20 protein-coding genes and 1 pseudogene are annotated in these 21579 nt (G+C 63.0%); 6 read left to right on the forward strand and 15 right to left on the reverse strand.

Translation table 11 applies throughout. The features are described 5' to 3' along the window. The first annotated feature begins 122 nt into the window (after positions 1 to 122). The 3 genes from AC56DI_RS06105 to lipB all read left to right on the forward strand — a co-directional run bounded on the left by AC56DI_RS06105 (position 123) and on the right by lipB (position 2333). A complete protein-coding gene (locus AC56DI_RS06105) occupies positions 123 to 1301 on the forward strand; it encodes a D-alanyl-D-alanine carboxypeptidase family protein (RefSeq protein WP_496345355.1) in 1179 nt (392 codons plus the stop codon). A gap of 91 nt (positions 1302 to 1392) precedes the next feature. Beyond that, on the forward strand, positions 1393 to 1671 hold the full coding sequence (locus AC56DI_RS06110; protein WP_496345356.1) for a DUF493 domain-containing protein: 279 nt from the start codon (positions 1393 to 1395) through the stop codon (positions 1669 to 1671). Next, the gene (gene lipB, locus AC56DI_RS06115; RefSeq protein ID WP_496345357.1) at positions 1671 to 2333 is read left to right on the forward strand and encodes a lipoyl(octanoyl) transferase LipB; all 663 of its coding nucleotides are present in this window, start codon (positions 1671 to 1673) and stop codon (positions 2331 to 2333) included. Before AC56DI_RS06110 ends, lipB begins: the two co-directional genes overlap by 1 nt. Positions 2334 to 2384: 51 nt before the next feature. Here the strand turns inward: lipB and lipA are convergent, their stop codons facing one another. The 6 genes and pseudogenes from lipA to leuS form a co-directional block, all read right to left on the reverse strand. Next, entirely contained in the window at positions 2385 to 3437 is a 1053-nt protein-coding gene (gene lipA, locus AC56DI_RS06120; protein WP_496345358.1) for a lipoyl synthase, read from the reverse strand. A gap of 126 nt (positions 3438 to 3563) precedes the next feature. Then, on the reverse strand, positions 3564 to 4856 hold the full coding sequence (locus AC56DI_RS06125) for a lytic murein transglycosylase (RefSeq protein WP_496345359.1): 1293 nt from the start codon (positions 4854 to 4856) through the stop codon (positions 3564 to 3566). A gap of 364 nt (positions 4857 to 5220) precedes the next feature. Then, positions 5221 to 5364 (reverse strand): annotated as a pseudogene (arfA, locus tag AC56DI_RS06130) (alternative ribosome rescue factor ArfA); the annotation flags it as partial. A gap of 231 nt (positions 5365 to 5595) precedes the next feature. Then, complete coding sequence (gene holA / locus AC56DI_RS06135; protein ID WP_496345360.1) at positions 5596 to 6633, reverse strand: DNA polymerase III subunit delta; 1038 nt, start codon at positions 6631 to 6633, stop codon at positions 5596 to 5598. Between the two features lie 42 nt (positions 6634 to 6675). After that, a complete protein-coding gene (locus AC56DI_RS06140; protein WP_496345361.1) occupies positions 6676 to 7296 on the reverse strand; it encodes an LPS-assembly lipoprotein LptE in 621 nt (206 codons plus the stop codon). Positions 7297 to 7352: 56 nt separating this feature from the next. Then, entirely contained in the window at positions 7353 to 10139 is a 2787-nt protein-coding gene (leuS, locus tag AC56DI_RS06145) for a leucine--tRNA ligase (RefSeq protein ID WP_496345362.1), read from the reverse strand. Positions 10140 to 10342: 203 nt separating this feature from the next. Between leuS and AC56DI_RS06150 the strand changes: the two genes are divergently transcribed. Together AC56DI_RS06150 and AC56DI_RS06155 are read left to right on the forward strand one after the other, a co-directional pair. Continuing rightward, entirely contained in the window at positions 10343 to 10789 is a 447-nt protein-coding gene (locus AC56DI_RS06150) for a hypothetical protein (protein ID WP_496345363.1), read from the forward strand. 60 nt (positions 10790 to 10849) lie between these two features. Further along, positions 10850 to 11611, forward strand: coding sequence for a YdcF family protein (locus AC56DI_RS06155; RefSeq protein ID WP_496345364.1), 762 nt, complete (start codon positions 10850 to 10852; stop codon positions 11609 to 11611). 89 nt (positions 11612 to 11700) lie between these two features. On the opposite strand, the gene lnt is transcribed toward AC56DI_RS06155, so the two are convergent. The 5 genes from lnt to miaB form a co-directional block, all read right to left on the reverse strand. Next, positions 11701 to 13221 (reverse strand): apolipoprotein N-acyltransferase, encoded by a 1521-nt coding sequence (gene lnt / locus AC56DI_RS06160; protein ID WP_496345365.1) that lies wholly within the window; start codon positions 13219 to 13221, stop codon positions 11701 to 11703. A 123-nt stretch (positions 13222 to 13344) separates the two neighbouring features. Further along, positions 13345 to 14184: a CorC family transporter gene (locus tag AC56DI_RS06165; RefSeq protein ID WP_496345366.1), complete on the reverse strand. Its 840-nt coding sequence runs from the start codon at positions 14182 to 14184 to the stop codon at positions 13345 to 13347. 56 nt (positions 14185 to 14240) lie between these two features. After that, complete coding sequence (gene ybeY / locus AC56DI_RS06170; RefSeq protein WP_496345367.1) at positions 14241 to 14696, reverse strand: rRNA maturation RNase YbeY; 456 nt, start codon at positions 14694 to 14696, stop codon at positions 14241 to 14243. Continuing rightward, positions 14689 to 15687, reverse strand: a complete 999-nt coding sequence (locus AC56DI_RS06175; RefSeq protein ID WP_496345368.1) for a PhoH family protein — start codon at positions 15685 to 15687, stop codon at positions 14689 to 14691. Before AC56DI_RS06175 ends, ybeY begins: the two co-directional genes overlap by 8 nt. 77 nt (positions 15688 to 15764) lie before the next feature. Next, entirely contained in the window at positions 15765 to 17096 is a 1332-nt protein-coding gene (gene miaB / locus AC56DI_RS06180) for a tRNA (N6-isopentenyl adenosine(37)-C2)-methylthiotransferase MiaB (RefSeq protein ID WP_496345369.1), read from the reverse strand. Between the two features lie 395 nt (positions 17097 to 17491). On the opposite strand from miaB, the gene AC56DI_RS06185 reads away from it, so the two are divergent. Beyond that, the gene (locus AC56DI_RS06185; RefSeq protein ID WP_324518609.1) at positions 17492 to 17815 is read left to right on the forward strand and encodes a DUF1820 family protein; all 324 of its coding nucleotides are present in this window, start codon (positions 17492 to 17494) and stop codon (positions 17813 to 17815) included. A 192-nt stretch (positions 17816 to 18007) separates the two neighbouring features. On the opposite strand, the gene AC56DI_RS06190 is transcribed toward AC56DI_RS06185, so the two are convergent. The 4 genes from AC56DI_RS06190 to AC56DI_RS06205 form a co-directional block, all read right to left on the reverse strand. Next, positions 18008 to 18568: a tetratricopeptide repeat protein gene (locus AC56DI_RS06190; RefSeq protein WP_496345370.1), complete on the reverse strand. Its 561-nt coding sequence runs from the start codon at positions 18566 to 18568 to the stop codon at positions 18008 to 18010. A 165-nt stretch (positions 18569 to 18733) separates the two neighbouring features. Beyond that, complete coding sequence (gene hemL, locus AC56DI_RS06195; RefSeq protein WP_496345371.1) at positions 18734 to 20035, reverse strand: glutamate-1-semialdehyde 2,1-aminomutase; 1302 nt, start codon at positions 20033 to 20035, stop codon at positions 18734 to 18736. A 26-nt stretch (positions 20036 to 20061) separates the two neighbouring features. After that, on the reverse strand, positions 20062 to 20694 hold the full coding sequence (thiE, locus tag AC56DI_RS06200; RefSeq protein WP_496345815.1) for a thiamine phosphate synthase: 633 nt from the start codon (positions 20692 to 20694) through the stop codon (positions 20062 to 20064). Between the two features lie 25 nt (positions 20695 to 20719). After that, complete coding sequence (locus tag AC56DI_RS06205; RefSeq protein WP_496345372.1) at positions 20720 to 21514, reverse strand: bifunctional hydroxymethylpyrimidine kinase/phosphomethylpyrimidine kinase; 795 nt, start codon at positions 21512 to 21514, stop codon at positions 20720 to 20722. Between the last annotated feature and the right edge of the window lie 65 nt (positions 21515 to 21579).

The following is a 21579-nucleotide window of genomic DNA, read 5'->3' on the forward strand; positions in this document are numbered from 1 at the left end:
GAGGCGTGTGGCCGTAAGGCGCTTGCACACACCTCAGCGTTCACCCCGCAGGGATGTGGGCAGTGCAGCAAGGCGCAGGACGCGCAGGCTGCGTAACTTCAGTAAAAACTTCAGAGAGTCGGATGAACATCACCACCATTGCCCAACGCTTGTCATTGCTCGTCCTGCTGGTTGCAGCGCCGTTGTCTTCGGCGCTTGCTGCCCAAGCCACACCGGCACCGCCGCAACTGGCCGCCAAATCCTATGTGTTGCTGGACGCCGCCAGTGGCAAGGTGCTGGTGGAAAACAACAGTGATCAGCGCCTGCCACCGGCCAGCCTGACCAAGTTGATGACCGCTTACATCGCCACCCTGGAAATCCGCAAGGGCAAGATCGGCGAGCAAGACCTGGTGCCTGTTAGCGAGCACGCCTGGCGTACCGGCGGTGCCGCCTCCGGTGGCTCGACCATGTTCCTGCCGCTGAACAGCCAAGTGAAGGTCGATGACCTGCTGCACGGCATCATCATTCAGTCCGGTAACGACGCCAGCATTGCCTTGGCCGAATACATCGCCGGTACCGAAGATGGTTTTGCCGACATGATGAACGAGACGGCTGAGCGCCTGGGCATGAAGAACTCGCACTTCATGAACGCCACCGGTCTGCCGCACCCGGAGCATTACTCCAGCGCTCATGACATGGCGATTCTGGCCCGCGCGATCATCAACGAAGATCCGGCCCACTACGCCATCTACTCGAAGAAGGAATTCTTCTGGAACAACATCAAGCAGGGCAATCGCAACCTGCTGTTGTACCGCGACAAGACCGTCGACGGCTTAAAAACCGGGCACACCGAAGAGGCCGGCTACTGCCTGGTGTCCTCGGCCGTGCGCGAAGGCGCGCGGATGATCACTGCGGTCTTCGGTACCGTCAGCGAGTCGGCCCGTGCGGCAGAAACCCAGAAGCTGTTGACCTACGGCTTCCGCTTCTTCGAAACCAAGACCTTCTACCAGAAGGGTGCAGAGCTGGCTAAGGCGCCGGTGTGGAAAGGCCTGGAGCGCGAAGTCGGCGCCGGCCTGGCCGAAGACCTGACCATGACCGTGGCCAAGGGCCAGGCCAAGAGCCTGGAAGCGGCCATGACCTTCGAGCCACAACTGACGGCACCGATCCAGCAAGGCGCGGTGATCGGCAAGGTCGAAGTGAAGCTGGAAGGCAAGGTGGTGCACACCGCCAACCTGGTCGCGTTGCAGGCGGTCGAAGAGGCTGGTTTGCTGCGCCGTATCTGGGACAGCGTGCGTCTGTTCTTTTTCGGTCTGTTCAACTAACCCGGCGGCGGGCGTGCCCCGTCGCGTTGCTCTACAGGCCTGAGGGTGCTTACCCGGCGCCCCAGGTCATGGCTCAGGAGGCCAGTAGCCAATGAATAAGAATGACCTGCCACCGCCACGTATCGAATTCCCCTGCCCCAACTACCCGATCAAGGTGATCGGCGATGCCGGCGAAGGTTTTGCCGAGATGGTGATTGAAGTTATGCAGCGCCATGTAGCGGACTTCGATGCCTCGACCCTGACTCGCCGCGATAGCAGCAACGGCCGTTTCCATGCGTTTCAGGTGCTGATCACTGCCACCGGCCCGCTGCAGCTGGAAGCGATCAACAGCGACCTGCGCGCTACGGGCCGCGTACACATGGTGTTGTGATGACTGCTGTCCTGGGCGTGCGCGAGCTCGGCTTGCAAGCGTATGAGCCGGTCTGGCATGCCATGCAGGACTTCACCAGCCAGCGCACGGCCGACACCGGTGACGAGCTCTGGCTGGTGCAGCATCCGCCGGTATTCACCCAGGGGCAGGCCGGCAAGGCCGAGCACTTGCTGCTGCCGGGCGATATTCCGGTGGTGCAGGTGGATCGCGGCGGCCAGGTGACCTATCACGGCCCTGGTCAACTGGTGGCTTACCCGCTGGTGGATGTGCGCCGTCTGGGCCTAGGCGTGCGCGAGCTGGTCAGTCGTATCGAGCAGAGCCTGATCGACCTGCTGGCCAGTTATGGCGTGAGCGCTGAGGCCCGCGCTGATGCGCCGGGTGTGTATGTAAATGGCGCGAAGATCGCTTCTCTGGGCCTGCGCATTCGCCATGGCCGCTCCTTCCATGGCTTGGCCCTGAATGTGGATATGGACCTGCAGCCATTCCAACGCATCAACCCATGCGGCTATGCCGGCCTGGCCATGACTCAGCTGACCGACCACGTGGCCGGCCCGTTGGATATGAACGAGGTCAGCGCGCAATTGCGTGAGCAACTGGTCAAGCACCTTGGCTACGTGCAACAGCAGAATCTGACGGGCGCAATCGGTTTAGACGGCAGATAAAGCAACGCCCGCCCCCAGGCGAAAGCCAGGGGCGGGCGTTGTGCGGTTCAATCAGTTCAGATTGAGCGTGGGTATCAGGTTGTTATCGACCTGTTGGCCCGGCACTGGCACTGGTGCAGCCAGGCCTAGGTTGTTCTTCTCGAACACCTTGTCGGCGCGGTAGCTGGAGCGTACCAGCGGGCCGGCGGCGACCTCCATAAAGCCCTTTTCCAGGCCGATGTCACGGAACCGATTGAACGCTTCCGGGCTGACCCAGCGCTTGACGGGCAAGTGATTGCGCGTCGGTTGCAGGTACTGACCAAGGGTGAGGATGTCGACGCCGATGGCGCGCAGGTCATCCATGGTTTCGATGACTTCTTCGTCGGTTTCACCGAGACCCAACATCAGGCTGGTCTTGGTCAGCATGTCCGGGCGATGGCGTTTGGCGTGCTCCAGCGCGCGCAGCGTCTTCTCGTAGCCGGCGCGCGGGTCGCGCACATCATGGGTCAGGCGCTTGACCGTTTCGACGTTCTGGGCAAACACCTCAAGGCCGGAATCCACCACGCGTTCGATGGCCTGCAGGTCGCCGTCGAAGTCCGGGGTCAGGGCTTCCACCACCACGTGCGGGGTGCGTTCCTTGATCGCCCGTACGCACGCGGCATAGTGCGCGGCGCCGCCGTCGTCGAGGTCATCGCGGTCCACCGAGGTCAGCACGATATAGCGCAGCGCCATCAGTTCGACTGACTTGGCGGTGTTTTGAGGTTCTTCCAGGTCCAGCCAGCCGTTCGGGTTGCCGGTGTCCACTGCGCAGAAGCGGCAAGCGCGGGTGCACACCGAGCCCATCAACATGATGGTGGCGGTGCCGTTGGACCAGCATTCGCCCATGTTCGGGCAGTGGGATTCCTGGCAGACGGTGCTTAGGCGGTGTTCACCGACATTGCGTTTGACCGCTTCGAAGCGGCTGCCGCTGGGCGCCTTGACGCGCAGCCATTTCGGCTTGGGTTCGAATACCTGGGGTTCGCTTGAGGCGCGGCGCTTTTGGCCGTCCTTGATCGCGGTGATGCCCTGAGTGGTACGAAATTTTTCACCGCTGGTAACGGTTTTAGGCGGGGGAGTATCGGACATCGGCAATCTGGGCTCCGCTAGAGGCTCCGTGGACGAGGCGGCTTGTGGCCGCCGCGCAGTTTATCACAGCGTCTGACTGGTCAGTCCGCCGGTTGCTGTGCGGTCTGCCCAGGCGGGCTCGAGCCGTTATCTCAGATGCAGCAGCAGTTGATGGCTGGGGTAGCCGTCGGCGGGTTGCCCAAGGGTTTGCTGAAAGGCGCGTACGGCCTTGCGCGTATTGGCGCCGATGATGCCGTCCGCTGCGCCCGGCGTATAACCTTTGCTGGTCAGCAGCTCCTGCAGTTCGATGCGCTCACTGCGGCCGAGCTGGCGGTCGCTGCGCGGCCAGGCAGCCTGCACGCCCGGTTGACTGTCGAGGGCGCCGCTGAGCAGGCCGATGGCCAGGCCGTACGAGGTGGAGTTGTTGTACTTGAGGATGGCGCGGAAGTTGTCCAGCACCAAGAAGGCCGGGCCGCGGTGGCCGGCAGGCAAGAGCAGAACGGCGCGGGCCTGGTCGTCAGCGGCGGGGATGTTGTTCACCCCCAGTTGGCGCCATTCGCTGATGGGTTTGCGGATGTCGGCATCGGCCAGGGCGTAATCGAAACCGCTGGGCAGCGTCACTTCAAAGCCCCAGGGTTGGCCGCTCTGCCAGCCGGATTTTTGCAAGTAGTGCGCCGCTGATGCCAGGGCGTCGGCGGAGCTGTCCCAGATATCGCGGCGACCGTCACCGTCGAAGTCCACGGCAAACTGGTTGTAGGTGCTGGGGATAAACTGGGTCTGGCCCATGGCGCCAGCCCAGGAGCCACGCATTCGGCTGGGTTGCACGTCGCCATGCTGGAGAATACGCAGCGCCGCCAGCAGTTGTTCGTGGGCAAAGGCTGGGCGGCGGCCTTCATAGGCCAGGGTGGCGAGGGCGGCGATTACCGACTTATCACCCATGTACTGACCGAAGTTGCTTTCCATGCCCCAGATCGCCACCAGTGCGCGGCGGTCAACGCCGTAGCGCTGCTCGATGGCCTGCAGAGTGCTGGCGTGTTCGGCCAGCAATGCCTGGCCGCGACGTACGCGGACAGTCGAAATGGCGCTGTCGAGGTATTCCCACACCGGCCGGCTGAATTCCGGTTGGCTGCGGTCGGCCCGAATGACGGCCATGTCCGGGCTGACGCCTGCAAAGGCCGCATCGAAAACGGCAGCCTGGATACCGGCGCTCAGGGCTTCTTGGCGAAAGGTGGCTTGCCAACTGGCAAAGCTCTGGGTCGGCTGCTCGAAGGTGGCCGCTTTTGCAGGGCTGAGGGTTACCGTGGGCAAGCTGACGGGAGCGTTGTGTACGACGGGTGTCGGGGTTTCAACCTGGCTCGCGGCATGGTTGTCGGCACAGGCGGTCAGCAGGCTCAGGCTTGTGCCGAGAAGGGTGCAGCGCAGCAGGGATGGGTAAAGCATGTGCATGTCTCAAAGGCTTGCGTTAGAGCGCTGACCTTAACATGTCGGGGGGGCGGTTTGGCGGTCGACGAAGGTCGTAGGGTCTGTTGCCGTTTCATCGTGAGCCGCGTTGCCGCGCGAAATGGTCCCCGGTTAGGCGCAGGACGCAGGTAATGCTTATTCCCTTGCCAAGTCGTGCAATAACAGCGGGGGCCATTTCTCGCGCAACCCGAAGGGCCGGGCCTGTTTTTGTGCGAGGCGGCGTTACTCGTCGCTTATTTGGAACAACCAAATCACGCTCCTCGCGCCTTGCCTCGCGCAAAAACAGGCTCCGGCGCGGCCACGAATGAAACGGTAACAGACCCTCGGCGGCTTTCTGTTGGTGCAGAAACGAAGAAGCCTCCCAGTGGGAGGCTTCGCGGCGGTAGCTGCCTTTGCCTTTGCCCGGTTGTTCCTGGCGGCAGCGGAACAGCGGTTGGCTGATGATGGATTTTGCTCGGTTCGGCTTTTTGTTGCGGGGTTTGCCCATGGCAGTCTCCAGATGGCGATGGCTGCGGTTTGCAGTGGCGCCAGTCTGCGCGGCTGTACGAAAAATAGCCAGTCTTTGGGGGGATACCGTTCGCGGTCGAGACCGCTCCCACACGAGTTGCGTCTGCCGCAGGCCCTGTGGGAGCGGCCTTGGCCGCGAATCCCGGCAGGTGGGGCCAGATGCAATCCGGGCTACAAAAAACTGCTGGGTTCAAGTGAGCAGTGCGCGGGGCTACTCGCTGGGCAGGCTCAGGCGTTGTCCAGCCAGCAGCAGGGCCAGGCGGCTAAGGGCGCTCCAGGCATCGCCGGCGGCTTGGCCTTTGATCTGTGCGTCGATGCGCTGGGCATCCTGCAGCAGGCGATTCCAGCCGGCGGCCGAATGACGTTGCAGGGCTTTGCTGACCAGCGGGCGGCGCTTGTCCCAGACGGGTGGGCGGGCGCTGCCAAACGCTTTGTCTAGGGGCATGCCCTGATTCACCTGCTGGGCGATGGTGGCCAGCAGGCGCAGTTCGCGGGCCAGGGCCCAGAGAATCACCGGGGTTTCTACCCCTTCGCCGCGCAGGCCTTCGAGCATGCGCTGGGTGTGGGCGGCCTGGCCGTTGAGGGCGGCGTCGATCAAGCCGAACACGTCGTAGCGGGCACTGTCGGCCACTGCGGCATGCACGGTGCCAGCATCCACCTGGCCATCGACAGCCAACAGCTTGAGTTTCTCGATCTCCTGGGCGGCGGCCAGCAAGTTACCTTCGACGCGGGCGGCGATCAGCTCCACGGCTTCCTGGCTGGCGCTTAAGCCTGCCTGGGCCAGGCGCTGGCGAATCCATTGCGGCAATTGCCCGGCCTCCACCGGCCAGATCTGCACGAACTGGCTGGCGGGATTGTCGATCAGGGCCTTGGCCCACTTGGTCTTTTGCGTGCTGCCATCGAGTTTGGGCAGGCTGATCAGCAGCAGGGTGTCTTCCGGCGGGCGGCTGAGGTATTCCAGCAGGGCGCTGGCGCCCTGGTCGCCGGGTTTGCCACTGTTGATGCGCAGTTCGATCACGCGCTTTTCGGCAAACAGCGACAGGCTGGCACCGGCCTGGTAAAGCAGGCCCCAGTCGAAGCTCTTGTCCACGTCGAACACTTCGCGCTCGCTGAAGCCTTGCGCGCGGGCGCTGGCCCGAATGCTGTCGGCGGCTTCCTGGCACAGCAGGTGTTCGTCACCGCTGAGCACATACACGGGCGCCAGAGCGCCTTGCAGGTGCTTGCCGAGTTGAGCGTGGTTGAGTTTCATCGGGCAGAACGCCGGTGGGCGGCCGAGGGCCGCCCACCCAGCTTACTCGCGTGGCAGCAGTTGCAGGGGCGACTGTTGCGGCTGTGCCTGCTCGGCCGCGCGGGCCGCAGAGGCGGCTTCGGCGGCGGCTTTGGCTTCGGCATCAGCCTTGGCCTGGGCGGTTTGCTGCAGTTGCTCCAGTTGCTGCGGCGTAATCATCTGCAGGTGCTGCAGCAGGTTGCGTACCAGGCGCTGACGCAACTCAACGGTCTGCTGCGCGGCTTCCTGCTCGGAGCCGCCGAGGTTGCTCTGGTCCTGGGCGAAGACGCTTTGTACTTCCTGTTGATTTTGCAGCAGCAGGAGGTTATTGGCACCGCGAATTTCGTAGTCGAGGGTGTTGGTCAGCTCGATTTCCGCGCTGCGGCCCGCACCGGTGTAGCTGGCGCTGCGGCGCTGGCTGTCTTCGCGGGTCAGGATCAGGTGGTAAGGCGCGCCGGACGAGACTTTTACCCGGCTGTTTTCCAGTTGGCTGCGCACTTCCTTGACGGTTTCGCCATAGACATTGCGCGCGCTGACATCCAGCTCGGTGAGGGCAAAGTGGGTGTCGCTGGTGCCGCGCAGCTGGAAGCCGCAGGCGCTCAACAGCGTGGCCAGGCCCATGACCATCAGATTCCGTTTCATCATTGTGCTATCCCCTTGAATGCGTGCGGCGCCGCGGTTTGCAGCGGCGCCGTAGATGATCAGCTTGCGACAATATTAACCAGTTTGCCCGGCACCACGATGACCTTGCGAATGGTCAGGCCGTCGGTGAAGCGCAGTACGTTCTCGTTGCAGCGCGCGGCCGCTTCGATCTCTTCGCGGCTGGCGCTGGCTGGCATTTCGATTTGCCCGCGCAGCTTGCCGTTGACCTGAATCACCAGCACCAGGCTGTCTTGCACCAGGGCGGACTCGTCCACCTGTGGCCATTGGGCGTCGATGATGGCGTCGTTGTGGCCCAGGCGCTGCCAGATTTCGTGGCTGATGTGCGGGGTGATCGGTGCCAACAGCAGAACCACGGCTTGCAGGCCTTCCTGCATCAGACTGCGGTCTAGGGCAGTGTCGGTGGCGGCTTTTTCCAGCACGTTCATCAGGGTCATCACTTGGGCGATGGCGGTGTTGAACTTGTGGTGCAGGCCAATATCCTGGCTGGCTTGTTTGATGGCCAGGTGGATGGCGCGACGCACCGCTTTCTGGCCGTCGTTCAGCTCATGCTTGCCCAGGGCGCTCGGCAGACCGGCGCTGACATGGCTGTGGGCCAGGCGCCAGACGCGGCGCAGGAAGCGGCTCGCGCCTTCGACGCCGGAGTCGGACCATTCCAGGCTCATGTCGGGCGGCGAAGCGAACATCATGAACAGGCGGCAGGTGTCGGCACCGTAGGCGTCGATCATGGCTTGCGGGTCGACGCCGTTGTTCTTCGACTTGGACATCTTCTCGGTGCCGCCGATTTCCACTGGCAGGCCGTCGGATTTCAACTTGGCGCCAATCACCTTAGCCTTGGCGTCCAGCTCGACTTCTACGTCGGCTGGGTTGAACCAGTCTTTGCCGCCGTTATCCAGAGTGCGGTAGTAGGTGTCGGCAATCACCATGCCTTGAGTCAGCAGGTTCTTGAACGGTTCGTTGGACGCCACCAGGCCTTCGTCGCGCATCAGCTTGTGGAAGAAACGCGCATACAGCAGGTGCAGGATCGCGTGTTCGATACCGCCGATGTACTGATCCACCGGCAGCCAGTGGTTGGCAGCGGCTGGGTCGACCAGGCCTTCGGTGTAGTGCGGCGAGGCGTAGCGTGCGTAGTACCAGGACGACTCGACGAAGGTGTCCATGGTGTCTGTTTCGCGCTTGGCGTCGGCACCGCACTTGGGGCACTTGCACTGGTAGAACTCAGGCATGCGCGCCAGCGGGCTTCCTGCGCCGTCCGGCACCACATCTTCGGGCAGCACGACGGGCAACTGGTCTTCCGGCACCGGCACGTCGCCACAGGCGTCGCAGTGGATGATCGGAATCGGGCAGCCCCAGTAACGCTGGCGGCTGATGCCCCAGTCGCGCAGGCGGAACTGGGTGCGAGCCTGGCCGAGGGATTTTTCCTGCAGTGCCACTTCGATGGCGTCGAATGCGCCAGCGAAGTCGAGGCCATCGAAGGCACCGGAGTTGATCAGGATGCCGTGTTCGGCGTACTCCATTTCCCATTCGGCATTATTGAATTCGTATTCGGCAAGTATTCTCTGGCTTTCATTGCGAGCTTCGGTTGCCGTACCCGGGACTGTCCCGCTAACGCCCGGTCTGATTTGTATACCTTGGGTAGTTCCGGGGATGTCTGTTGACTCTGCGAGTTGCCGTAATCCGGACAAGCGAGGGCTTTCGATAACTTGCTTGATCGGCAGGCCGTACTTGTTGGCGAATTCGAAGTCGCGCTCATCATGTGCCGGTACGGCCATGACGGCACCATCGCCGTAATTTATTAGTACGTAGTTAGCGACCCATACCGGCAGCAGCTCTCCGGTGAGCGGGTGTTGTACGCTAAGAGATGTAGCGACGCCTTTCTTTTCTTGCTTCGCTAGGTCTTCTTCAGACACTCCGCCTTTACGGCACTCTTCAATGAACTCTCTAAGCTCGTTGTTGTGGGGGAGGTTTGCTGCGAATTTGGCGGCAGGATGCTCTGCGGCTATCGCAACATAAGTTACCCCCATAAGTGTGTCAGGCCGGGTGGTGTAAACACTTAGTGCAGCAGAAGTAGAGCCGTCGTCCGAAGGGACGCTGTATGGTGTTTCTTTTGTTTTACTGTAATACGGAAACTTGATCTCCATGCCGCGCGACTTGCCGATCCAGTTGCGCTGCATGGTCTTGACCTGTTCCGGCCAGCCATCCAGTTCATCCAGGCCACTCAGCAGCTCTTCCGCGTAAGCGGTGATCTTGAAGTAGTACATCGGGATTTCGCGCTTCTCGACCAGCGCGCCAGAGCGCCAGCCGCGACCGTCGATCACCTGTTCGTTGGCCAGTACGGTCTGGTCCACCGGGTCCCAGTTGACGCTGCCGTTCTTGCGGTAGATCACGCCTTTTTCGAACAGGCGAGTGAACAGCCATTGTTCCCAGCGGTAGTAATCGGGTTTGCAGGTGGTGACTTCGCGCGTCCAGTCCACGGCCAGGCCCAGGCTTTGCAGCTGGGTCTTCATGTAGGCGATGTTTTCGTAGGTCCACTTGGCCGGCGCGACGTTGTTTTTCATCGCGGCGTTTTCCGCCGGCATGCCGAAAGCGTCCCAGCCCATCGGCTGCAGCACGTTCTTGCCCTGCATGCGCTGGTAGCGCGCGATCACGTCACCAATGGTGTAGTTGCGCACATGGCCCATGTGCAGCTTGCCGCTGGGGTAGGGGAACATCGACAGGCAATAGAAGGTCTCCTTGCCGGCGTCTTCACTCACTACAAAGGATTTCTGCGCGTCCCAGAGGGACTGGGCGGCGGCTTCGATTTCGCGGGGCTGATAGAGTTCGTGCATGGCTACTGGCGCTGGCTGCTTTGGCTTGAAAGAGGGGGCTTACAAAGAACGCGGTAGCATACATGACCCCCCCAAGGTGAGGGAAACCCTGATTGCACGGCGGCTGCGCCCGCTCGCCGTTGGTCGCGGCACGCGGTCTGCCCAAGCCTTGCCGCTAAGCTTGCTGTAGGGCCGGCGTTTACTGCCGGGACAGAGGTGGCGGCATGGCGCACAGGCGGCGGGCAGCAGTAGACAGCGGGCTTTACGGCCGGCTGCTGCAGCGCCTGGCCCTGGCGTTGGAGGAGGCTGACAGCGCCAGTCGTCTGGGGCAGGCCGTGCCCCATGAGCTGGAGTTGAGTGGCCTGAGTGCCGCTGAACTGCAGCTGATTCATGCCTATCTGGACCGTGATCTCAACTGGCTGCAGGGCTGGCATGCGGCCGCCCAAGAGCTGGCTTTGCTGCAGCAGCAGGCGCCCCAGGTGGCCAAGTCGGCGCGGATGGGCAGTCGCACCGAGCCGGTTGCACGTTCGGGCCAAACCTCGTCCACACCACTGTCATCCCTGCGCTGTGCTCTGTGTGCGGCCCCGGTGGTGTGGTTGCCGGGGTTGGGTGCGCAAGCCTGCAGTGCCTGCGGCTCCCAGCTGTTTCGCGCCGAACCGCCGGTGCGCTAACGAGGTGCTTGGGTGTGCCGGTGCGAGCAGGTTAGGCTGCGCGCACTGTGGAGCGTGCCTATGCCAATACGTTATCTGTTCAAACAACTGTTCTTGCCGCCAGGCGGTCTGCTGCTCTTATTGCTGGCCGCCTGGTGGTTGCGCCGTCGTGCTCCGCGTTTGGCCTTATTGTGCTTTTGCTTGGGTTTTGGCGGCCTGTGGCTGATGAGCCTGCCATGGGTGGTGGAGCAGGCGGCGCGGGCGCTGGAACCGGCAAGTGCGCTGCCTGCCGCCGAGTGGTCGCAGCTGGCGCAGCGCGCCGAGGTGATTGTGGTGCTGGGGGCAGGTCGCGAGCGTGGCGATCCGGCCTGGGGTGAGGACGTACCGAGTCTGCTGGGCAGTGAGCGGGTGCGCTATGCCGCACGCCTGGCGCGGGTCAGCGGTTTGCCCGTATTGACCAGTGGCGGCCTGCATTACGGCCTGCCGCCCAGTGAGGCAGTGATCATGGCGGACAGCCTGCAGCGCGACCACGGTCTGGCCGCGCGCTGGCGTGAAGAAAGCAGTCGCACCACCTGGGAAAATGCTCAGGAGAGCGCTCGCCTGCTGGCCCCAAGTGGTATCAAACGGGTGGTGTTGGTGACCCAGGCATCCCACATGCTGCGGGCGCGCTGGTGCTTTGAACGGGCGGGTTTTAGTGTGGTGATGGCGCCGGTGGGCTTTCTCGGCGTGCCTAATGCACGGCCTTTCGGCGGTTGGCTGCCGGAAAGCAAAGCGATGTGGCAGAGCGGCTTGCTGCTTAACGAGGCGCTGGGGCGGCTGCTTTATCCGCTGCTGTACCGCTAGCCCCGCGGCGTAGCCCGGATAACATCCGGGACTGTCCGCAGGGTGAGTGCTCCCCGGATTGCATACGGGCTACGCCAGGTTGTGCCGCGTTACAGGGTCTTGGCCATCCGGCTGGCGAGCAGGGCCCAGCCCAATAGTACGCCGCAGAGAATCGCCATGGGCCAGCCGCGCCAGCGCAGGTAGGGCGTCAGTTGCTGCATCGGCACCACGTCGCCGTACAGCACGCCCTGCTCGAATTGCGGCAGCTGGGCGGTGATCTGGCCTTGCGGGTCGATCAGCACGGTCATGCCGTTGTTGGTGGCGCGGATCATCCAGCGGCCCGCTTCGAGGGCGCGCATCTGCGCCATCTGTAGGTGTTGCAGGGGGCCGATGGAGCTGCCGAACCAGGCATCGTTGCTGACCGTCAGGAGGATGTTGCTGCGCGCCGCAAGGCTGGCAGCAAACTCCGGGTACACCACTTCGTAGCAGATAAAGCCGGCAATGCTGTAGCCCTTGGCTTGCAACAGGGTCTGCTCAGTCGGGCCGCGGGCGAAATCGGACATCGGCAGATTGAAGAAGGCGATCAGGCCACGCAGCAGGTCCTGTAGCGGGACATATTCACCAAACGGCACCAGCTTCTGCTTGAGGTAGGTACCCTCGCCTTGGCCGACGGCGGTGATGGCGTTGTAGTAGCGTTTTTCGCCGCGCGCGTTCAGTTGGCGCACCGGTACGCCGGTTATCAGTGCGCTGTTGCGGCTGCTGGCGAAGGCACCCATGTCGACCAGGTAGTCGTCGGCGTATTCCTTGAGTACCGGTACGGCGGTTTCCGGCCAAACCAGCAAATCCGCCGGTTTGGCGTTGTGGCTCAGGTCGCGGTACAGATTCAGTTGGGCGCGCAGCTGGGCCGGGTCCCATTTCAGGTTCTGGGCGATATTGCCCTGCATCAGGGCCACGCTCAGTGGCTTGCCGGCAGGTTGGGTCCAGGCGTGGCCGCTAAGGGCCAGTCCCGCCAGCCAGGGGGCTACCAACAAAACCACTGCTGTCGCCAGAAAAACTGGTCGTGTGCGCAGGCGCGGCAGGTTGATCAGCAAGGCGGCGCTGAGGGCCAGCACGAAGGAAATCAGCCACATGCCGCCCACAGGCGCCAGGCCACTGAGGGGACCGTCGAGCTGGCTGTAACCGGCATACAGCCAGGGGAAACCGGTGAGGAACCAGCCGCGGAAGGCTTCCAGCACCAGCCACAGGGCGGCGAAAGCCAAAGCGTCGGCCAGTGGCGCTTCGTTGCGCCGCAACCAGCGTGCCCACAGCCAGGCTGCAAGGCCGAAGAAGAAGGCGATGGCGGCGCAGAAACCCAGGGTCAGGCCAGCGGCCAGTGGTGCCGAAGCGCCGCCGTGGTCGTGAATGCTGACGTAGATCCAGCCGGTGCCTGCAACGAACAGGGCCAGGCCATAGCACCAGCCGCGCCACAGCGCCGCTTTGGGCGTGAGGTCGCGCAGGCCGAGGTAGAACAAGGCCAATGACAGCAAACTCAGTGGCCAGATGTCGAATGGGGCCAGGGTCAGTGGTGTGAGGGCGCCGGCGAACAGTGCCAGCAGGTTGCCCGGCCAGCCGGGGCGAGTGATCCAGTTCATGGGGCGTTCCTTGTCGGCGAGCAGCGGGTCATGCGGGCACATGCAGAGTAGGTAAACCGGTGCTGAGCGGGACGCCGTGCCGCCGCGCTGACGGGGTTGTCGCGCGGCAGGCACGGGCGTTGTTTAGCCGGTTTCGGTGGTCAGGCGCAGCAGGTGAATGCGGCGGCTGTCGGCGCTCAGTACGCGAAAGCGGAAGTCGCCGATGGCGATGACTTCATTGCGCTTGGGCAGGTGGCCGAAGGCACTCATCACCAAGCCGCCAACGGTGTCGAACTCGTCGTCGGACAGGCTGCTGTCAAAGAACTCGTTGAAGTTCTCCACAGGGGTCAGGGCCTTGATCAGGAAGTCGCCGCTGGGCAGTGGCTTGATGTAGCTGTCTTCCTCGATATCGTGCTCGTCCTCGATCTCGCCGACGATCTGCTCCAGCACGTCTTCAATGGTCACCAGGCCGGCAACGCCGCCGTATTCATCGATGACCACGGCCATGTGGTTGTGGTTGGCGCGAAACTCACGCAGCAGCACGTTGAGACGCTTGGACTCGGGCACGAAGGTGACCGGGCGCAGCACGTCGCGGACGTTGAACGGTTGGCCGGGTTGCTGCAATACCAGGGGTAGCAGGTCCTTGGCCAGGAGAATGCCGATCACCTCGTCGAGGCTTTCGCCGATTACCGGGTAGCGCGAGTGGGCGGAGTCGAGGATCGCCGGAAGGAACTCCGTCGGCGACTGGCACGCCTTGATGCTGATCATCTGAGAGCGCGGCACCATGATGTCGCGTACCTGCAGGTCGGCGACCTGAATGGCACCTTCGACGATGGCCAGGGCTTCGGCGTCCAGCAGTTTGTTCTGGTGCGCCTCACGCAGGAGTTGCAGCAGCTCCTGGCGATTTTTCGGTTCATGGGTAAAAGCCTGGGTAATCTTGCCCAGCCAGGACTTTTGCCCGCTACTCGATCGGTCTTCGCTCATGCTTGTGTACTCACAGCTCCTTGAAACGGATAACGGCTAATTAGGATGTGGCGGGCTTATTCATCGTCCGCGTAGGGATCAGGGTGGCCCAGTTCAGCGAGCAAGTTCTGTTCCAGTGCTTCCATTTCTTCGGCTTCAGCGTCGTCGATATGGTCGTAGCCGAGCAGGTGCAGGCAGCCGTGGATCACTAAATGAGCCCAGTGCGCCTCCAGACTTTTGCCCTGTTCGGCAGCTTCGCGCTCGACCACCGGCACGCAGATCACCAGGTCGCCAAGCAGCGGGATGTCCAGCAATCCGTCTGGCACGTCCGCCGGGAACGACAGCACGTTGGTGGCGTAGTCCTTGTGCCGCCAGGTGTTATTCAGCTCGCGGCCTTCGGGCTCATCCACCAGGCGAATGGTCAGTTCCGAGTCGGCGCTGCGCTGGCGCAGGGCCAGGGCGCACCACTGCTGCAACTGCTCAAGGCTTGGCGCCTGGCCTTCGCTGGCGACCTGCAGGTCGAGTTCAATCATGGCGGTGCGCCTTGGCGTCGTGGGGGGCTTGGCTGGCTTCGAAGCGCTCGTAGGCCTCAACGATGCGTTGTACCAGCGGATGGCGCACCACGTCCTTGGGCTTGAAGTGCGTGAAGCTGATGCCCGGCACGTCGCGCAGCACGTCGATTACGTGGGTCAGCCCGGACTTGGTGCCGCGTGGCAGGTCGACCTGGGTAATGTCGCCGGTGATCACCGCGGTGGAGCCGAAGCCGATGCGGGTGAGGAACATCTTCATCTGTTCCAGGGTGGTGTTCTGGCTTTCGTCGAGAATGATGAAGCTGTTGTTCAGGGTGCGACCGCGCATATAGGCCAGCGGTGCGACCTCAATCACCTGTTTCTCGATCAGCTTGGCCACCTGCTCAAAGCCGAGCATTTCATACAGGGCGTCGTACAGGGGGCGCAGGTAGGGGTCGATCTTCTGCGACAGGTCACCGGGCAAAAAGCCCAGTTTCTCGCCCGCTTCGACGGCGGGGCGCACTAAAAGGATGCGGCGAATCTGCTCGCGCTCCAGGGCGTCCACGGCGCAGGCCACCGCGAGGTAGGTCTTGCCGGTGCCGGCCGGGCCGATGCCGAAGTTAATGTCGTGCTCGAGGATGGCTTTGACGTAGCGCTGCTGGTTGGTGCCGCGTGGGCGAATCATGCCTTTGCGGGTGCGCAGGGCGATGCTCGGTTCGGCACTGGGTAGGTTCTGCTCGGTCATGGCGGTTTCCTGCAGAAACAGGTGAACCATGTCCGGCGACAGGTCGTTGGCGTCGGTTTCGCGGTACAGGCGGCGCAGCAATTGCTCAGCTGAGAGCGTCTGTTGCGGCTCGCCAAGCAGTTCGAACTGGTTGCCGCGGTTGCGGATCTCGATCTCGAGGCGCTGTTCGATCAGCCGCAGGTGCTCGTCGAATTGCCCGCAGAGGTTGGCGAAACGCCGCGCCTCAAAGGGCTCCAGGGTAAAACGATGAGGTTCTATGGGTGCGTTCAAGGTGATCTTTTAATCGGGATAGTGGGACGCAGGATAACCCCGGCCGGCCATGGGTGAAAGCATGGCCGGCCATTGAGTCAATTGTTCAGTAGCGTGCCGAACAACGAATTGGGGCGGGCTTCGTCGATCCGCACGTCGACAAACTGGCCAATCAGGCGCGGGTTGTCGGAGCGGAAGTTGACGATGCGGTTGGCCTCGCTGCGGCCTTGCAGCTGGCCGGGGTCTTTTTTCGAGTAGTCGCTGACCAGGATGCGCTGCACGCTGCCGACCATTCGTCGACTGTTCTCGAAACCCTGCTGGCTGAGTTTGTGCTGCAGGCGGGCCAGGCGCTCGCGCTTGGTTTCCTGCGAGGTCTCATCGCTGAGGTCTGCCGCCGGTGTGCCGGGGCGGGCGCTGTAGACGAAGGAATAGGAGAAGTCGAAGCCGACCTCTTCGATCAGCTTCATGGTCTGCTCGAAGTCTTTATCGGTTTCGCCGGGGAAGCCGACGATAAAGTCCGAGCTGATGATGATGTCCGGCACGGCGGCGCGCAGCTTGCGAATCCGCGACTTGTATTCCAGCGCCGTATGGCCGCGCTTCATGGCGGCGAGAATCCGGTCCGAGCCCGATTGCACCGGCAGGTGTAGCTGTTTGACCAGTTCCGGCACCTCGGCATGGGCCGTGATCAGGGCGTCGGAGAACTCCAGCGGGTGCGAGGTGGTGTAGCGGATGCGTTCGATGCCGTCGATGGCGGCCACGGCGCGAATCAGTTCGGCCAGGTCGACGAGGCGGCCGTCGCTGCTGCTGCCGCGGTAGCCGTTGACGTTCTGTCCGAGCAGGGTCACTTCACGCACGCCGTGCTCGGCCAGGTGCTGCACTTCATGCAGTACATCGCTAAACGGACGGCTGACTTCTTCGCCGCGGGTGTAGGGCACCACGCAGAACGAGCAGTATTTGCTGCAGCCTTCCATCACCGAGACAAAGGCGGTCGGGCCTTCCACGCGCGGTTCCGGCAGGCGGTCGAATTTTTCGATTTCCGGGAAGGAGATGTCCACCTGGGCGGTGCCGGAGCTGCGCGCGGCATCGAGCATTTCCGGCAGGCGATGCAGGGTCTGCGGGCCGAAGACCACGTCGACATAGGGCGCGCGTTTGAGAATCGCCGAACCTTCCTGACTGGCTACGCAGCCGCCGACGCCGATTACCAGGTCGGGGTTTTCCAGTTTCAGTTCACGCCAGCGGCCGAGCTGGGAGAACACCCGGTCCTGTGCGCGCTCGCGAATCGAGCAGGTGTTGAGCAGGATCACGTCGGCGTCTTCGGCGCGTTCGGTCAGTTCGATGGCCTGGTGTTCACCCAGCAGGTCGACCATGCGCGAGCTGTCGTACTCGTTCATCTGGCAGCCGTGGGTTTCGATATACAGCTTCTTGGTCATGCGGGCTCAAAGGGTGGTTCGCAGAACCGCGCATTATAGGCGAGCTACCGCTCAGCCTCCTAGGGTCTGTTGTCGTTTCATTCGCGACCGCGCCGGCGTCTGTTTTTGCGCGAGGCAAGGCGCGAGAAGCGCGATTTGGTTGTTCCAAATAAGCGACGAGTAACGCCGCCTCGCACAAAAGCAGGCCCGGCCCTTCGGGTTGCGTGAGAAATGGCCCCCGCTGTCGTTGCAGGACTTGGCAAGGGAATAACCATTACCTGCGTCCTGCGCCTAACCGGGGACCATTTCTCGCAGCAACGCGGTTCGCGAATGAAGCGACAGCAGACCCTGGCCTTCTGCGTCAGGTGGCTGTGCTATGCTGCGCGCCCCCAATTTGCCGGTGTTATTGGCTATCCATGAGCAAGCGCGAACCTATCTACAAGGTGATTTTTCTCAACCAGGGCCAGGTGTTCGAGATGTACGCCAAGCAGATCTATCAAAGCGATCTGTGGGGCTTTCTGGAGGTCGAGGAGTTCGTCTTCGGTGAGCGCACCCAGGTGGTGGTCGATCCCAGCGAAGAAAAACTCAAGGCCCAGTTCGACGGTGTGGTGCGCAGCTTCGTGCCCATGCACTCGATTGTGCGCATCGACGAAGTCGAGCGCATGGGCACGCCGAAAATCAGTGAGGCCAAGGGCGTGAGTAATATCATGCCGTTCCCCATGCCGATGCCGGATAAGTAAAACCGGCTAGCGGCTAATGCCGATCACTTAAGCCAAGGGAATGGCTTTTTGTAGCCCGGATGCAATCCGGGACGCTCGTTGCCCTGCAAATCCGCCCCCGGATTGCATCCGGGCTACGCCTCTGGCGTCTGGTGTACGGTAAATGCTCCGAGCGAGCCTCTTAACTGACTGGCATTAGGCTAACGGCTGGCTTCAGGGTGCAGTGGCGGGCGCAGGTGTCGGGGCAAACAACGACGGGTTGCCCTGCAGTTGCAGCAAATAATCACGGAAGATTTGCCCGAGCACCTGGCTGGCCAGTTGTAGCTCGTCGGCGCGCATCTGCATGGCCACCAGGTCAGCACTGTCCAGTGCCTCTTCAGCGCCATTGACCGCTGCCATTTTCAGCACGATATAGGCCTGCACATTGTTGGCCGGCACGCCTTCGCCACGGAAAAACATCAGGCCCAGACGGTGCTGGGCCTGGGCGTGGCCTTGCAGCGAGGCTTGCTCGAACCATTGCCGGGCCTGAGCCAGGTCGCGTTCGCTGAGTTCGTTGTCGTAATAGAAGCTACCCAGCTCGAACTGCGCCTGCACATCACCGCTGGTGGCAGCTTGCTGGCAGCTGGACAGGGCTTGGGGCAGGTCTTCGGGCAGGCTGTTGAGGGCGCAGCGACCGCTACTGGGGACCAACAAGGAGTTGCCCGCGGCACTGGCCAGCAGGGGCAAAAGAAGCAACAGGCAACCCATGGTCAGGCTGCGGCCGGTGCGGTTCATGGAAATCAGAGAGCCTCGGGAAGCAGAACAGGCATCCAGCCTGGCTAGCGCAGCGCGCCAGCCTCGCCATTATGAAATAAGCCGGGGCCTGGGCACAAAGGCTTTGCCGGCTTTTCTGCTGAGCGCCCCCCGGCATTGCGCCGGGGCGGCGGTTGGCAGCAGGTTTTAGTCGTTTTTCATGGCAGCAAAGGCCTTTTCGGCGGCATCCAGGGTCAGCGCCAGCTCGGCATCGCCATGGGCAATGGAGGTGAAGCCGGCCTCGAAGGCGCTTGGTGCCAGGTACACGCCCGCATCCAGCATCAGGTGGAAGAAGCGCTTGAAGCGTTCCACATCGCTGGCCATCACGTCGTCGAAGGTGACGATGTCGTCCGCGCCACTGAAGTACAGACCGAACATGCCGCCGGCCTGGGTGGTAACGAACGGGATGCCCGCGGCATCGGCGCGCTCTTGCAGGCCCTGCAACAGGCGGCTGGTGTAGTCGCTCAGTTCAGCGTGGAAGCCAGGGCGGCTGATCAGCTTTAGGGTGGTCAGGCCGGCGGCCATGGCCAGCGGGTTACCCGACAGGGTGCCGGCCTGGTAGACCGGGCCGAGCGGGGCGATCTGCTGCATGATTTCGCGCTTGCCGCCGAAGCAGCCCACCGGCATGCCGCCGCCGATGATCTTGCCGAAGGTCGACAGGTCCGGGGTCACGCCGTAATGGGCCTGGGCGCCACCGAGGGCGACGCGAAAGCCGGTCATCACTTCGTCGAAGATCAGCACGATGCCGTGCTGGTCGCAGAGTGCGCGCAGGCCTTCAAGAAAGCCCGGTGCCGGCGGCACGCAGTTCATGTTGCCGGCCACTGGCTCGACAATGATGCAGGCGACGCTCTGGCCGACTTCGGCGAGCAGGCTGGTGACGGCCGCCAGGTCGTTGAAGGCGCTGGTCAGGGTGTGTTTGGCGAAGTCCGCCGGCACGCCGGCTGAGCTCGGTACGCCCTGGGTCAGCAGGCCGGAGCCGGCTTTCACCAGCAAGCTGTCGGAGTGGCCGTGGTAGCAGCCTTCGAACTTGAGGATGTTGTCGCGACCGGTATAGCCACGTGCCAGGCGAATGGCGCTCATGGTCGCTTCGGTGCCGGAGCTGACCATGCGCACCATGTCCATGGATGGCACCAGGCTGCAGACCAGGTCGGCCATTTCCACTTCCATGGCGGTCGGCGCACCGAACGACAGGCCGTATTGGAGCTGGCTGCGTACCGCGTCGAGCACCTCGGGGTGACTGTGGCCGAGGATCATCGGGCCCCAGGAGCCGACGTAGTCGACATAGCGTTTGTTGTCTTCGTCGACGATGTAGGCGCCTTCGGCACTCTTGATAAACAGTGGCGTGCCGCCGACGCTTTTGAACGCGCGTACTGGCGAGTTAACGCCGCCAGGGATGTGTTCTTGGGCGTTGGCAAACAGGGTGTTTGAACGGGGAGCAGAACGGGACATGGGCAGGGCCTCTCGAAACGGGCGGGCTAATTGGAATTGAACAGGTCGCTAAACGCGCGGGCGCGGGTTTTTACCGCGGCGGCGCTTTCAGCGGCAAACAGGGCGTGGATCACTGCGATCAGGCTGGCGCCGCGGGCGATCAGCGCCGGGGCGTTGTCCAGGCTGACGCCACCAATGGCGGTAAGGGGTAGCGCGAAACGGGCGCCGGCGTGGTCGAGCAGTTCGACGTTGGCGGCCGGCGCACCGGGTTTGGTCTGCGAATTGAAGAAACGGCCGAAGGCCAGGTAGCTGGCGCCATCGTTGGCGGCTTGGGCGGCCAGGTCGAGGCTGGCGTGGCAGGTGGCACCGATGATTGCTTGCGGGCCGAGCAGGGCGCGGGCGGCCGGTAGCGAGCCGTCGCCCTGGCCGAGGTGCAGGCCAACGCCCAGGCGCGCGGCCAGCTCGGCATCGTCATTGATGATCAGGCTGGCGTCATAGCGCGCGCAGAGCTCCTGCAGGGCGTGTGCCTCATCCAGGCGGCGCGCCGCATCAGCGGACTTGTCGCGGTATTGCAGCAGGCGTGCGCCGCCCTGCAAGGCTGCCTCGACATAGGGCAGCAGCTTGCCGTCAGCCAGCAACTGACTGTCGGTGATGGCATAGAGGCCGCGCAGGTTGTTTATCGGCACAGGTTTATCGTCGTGTTAGTTAAGCCAGGTCCAGCGGCAAGCGGCGCGGCACGTACTGGCCGTGGCCCAGTTGTTCGGCGTCGCGCAGGGTGCGCCAGGTGTAATTCAGCGCCGTTTGCACCGCGCTGTGCAGGGCTTCGCCCTGGGCCAGGCGACCGGCCAGGGCGCTGGCCAAGGTGCAGCCGGAACCGTGATAGCTGCCCGGCAAGCGCACACACGTGGAAGTTTGCGGGCTGGCATTGCGGCTATACAGACGGTTGTGGATGGCGCTTTCGTCACCATGGCCGCCGGTAATCAACAGATGGCGGCAGTAGGGCAGCAAAATGGCCGCGCATTCATCGGCGCTGCCCTCGGGCAGGTCGGCCAGCAGGCGCGCTTCGGGCAGGTTGGGGGTGGCGATCGTGGCCAGTGGCAGCAAACGTTCGCGCAGGGCATAGCCGACATCGTCCTGGCCCAGGGCGCCACCACCGCCGGCGCGCAGCACTGGGTCGCAGACCACCGGGATGCCGTGCAGCGACTGGATGATTTCAATCACCGTATCGACCATTTCCACCGAACCGAGCATGCCCAGCTTGATGGCGGCAATCGGCAGGTCGGCGATCACCGTGCGGGCCTGGGCTAGCACCCAGTCGCGGTCGAGTACGCGAAAGCTGACCACGTTGGCGGTGTCTTGCACCGTCAGTGCGGTCACGGTCGGGGCGGCATGGCAGCCTTGCGCCTGCAAGGCTTCGATATCGGCCTGCAGGCCGGCACCGCCACTCGGATCGTGACCCGAGAGGCAGAGAACAACGGGGCGGGAGGTATAGGTCGTCATGGTGCGCGAGCTTATCATCAATCCGTCTTTTCGCACCGCTGCGGGCATTCTGGGGTGTAGAACGC

The sequence above is a fragment of the Pseudomonas sp. BGA-UO-ETr-WB11 genome (genome assembly GCF_059567785.1).

Bases quoted from the DNA above. Each gene is read 5' to 3' on its own strand.
- AC56DI_RS06105 (WP_496345355.1), top strand. From the start codon at position 123: ATGAACATCACCACCATTGCCCAACGCTTGTCATTGCTCGTCCTGCTG.
- AC56DI_RS06110 (WP_496345356.1), top strand. From the start codon at position 1,393: ATGAATAAGAATGACCTGCCACCGCCACGTATCGAATTCCCCTGCCCC.
- lipB (WP_496345357.1), top strand. From the start codon at position 1,671: ATGACTGCTGTCCTGGGCGTGCGCGAGCTCGGCTTGCAAGCGTATGAG.
- lipA (WP_496345358.1), bottom strand. From the start codon at position 3,437: ATGTCCGATACTCCCCCGCCTAAAACCGTTACCAGCGGTGAAAAATTT.
- AC56DI_RS06125 (WP_496345359.1), bottom strand. From the start codon at position 4,856: ATGCTTTACCCATCCCTGCTGCGCTGCACCCTTCTCGGCACAAGCCTG.
- holA (WP_496345360.1), bottom strand. From the start codon at position 6,633: ATGAAACTCAACCACGCTCAACTCGGCAAGCACCTGCAAGGCGCTCTG.
- AC56DI_RS06140 (WP_496345361.1), bottom strand. From the start codon at position 7,296: ATGATGAAACGGAATCTGATGGTCATGGGCCTGGCCACGCTGTTGAGC.
- leuS (WP_496345362.1), bottom strand. From the start codon at position 10,139: ATGCACGAACTCTATCAGCCCCGCGAAATCGAAGCCGCCGCCCAGTCC.
- AC56DI_RS06150 (WP_496345363.1), top strand. From the start codon at position 10,343: ATGGCGCACAGGCGGCGGGCAGCAGTAGACAGCGGGCTTTACGGCCGG.
- AC56DI_RS06155 (WP_496345364.1), top strand. From the start codon at position 10,850: ATGCCAATACGTTATCTGTTCAAACAACTGTTCTTGCCGCCAGGCGGT.
- lnt (WP_496345365.1), bottom strand. From the start codon at position 13,221: ATGAACTGGATCACTCGCCCCGGCTGGCCGGGCAACCTGCTGGCACTG.
- AC56DI_RS06165 (WP_496345366.1), bottom strand. From the start codon at position 14,184: ATGAGCGAAGACCGATCGAGTAGCGGGCAAAAGTCCTGGCTGGGCAAG.
- ybeY (WP_496345367.1), bottom strand. From the start codon at position 14,696: ATGATTGAACTCGACCTGCAGGTCGCCAGCGAAGGCCAGGCGCCAAGC.
- miaB (WP_496345369.1), bottom strand. From the start codon at position 17,096: ATGACCAAGAAGCTGTATATCGAAACCCACGGCTGCCAGATGAACGAG.
- AC56DI_RS06185 (WP_324518609.1), top strand. From the start codon at position 17,492: ATGAGCAAGCGCGAACCTATCTACAAGGTGATTTTTCTCAACCAGGGC.
- AC56DI_RS06190 (WP_496345370.1), bottom strand. From the start codon at position 18,568: ATGAACCGCACCGGCCGCAGCCTGACCATGGGTTGCCTGTTGCTTCTT.
- hemL (WP_496345371.1), bottom strand. From the start codon at position 20,035: ATGTCCCGTTCTGCTCCCCGTTCAAACACCCTGTTTGCCAACGCCCAA.
- AC56DI_RS06205 (WP_496345372.1), bottom strand. From the start codon at position 21,514: ATGACGACCTATACCTCCCGCCCCGTTGTTCTCTGCCTCTCGGGTCAC.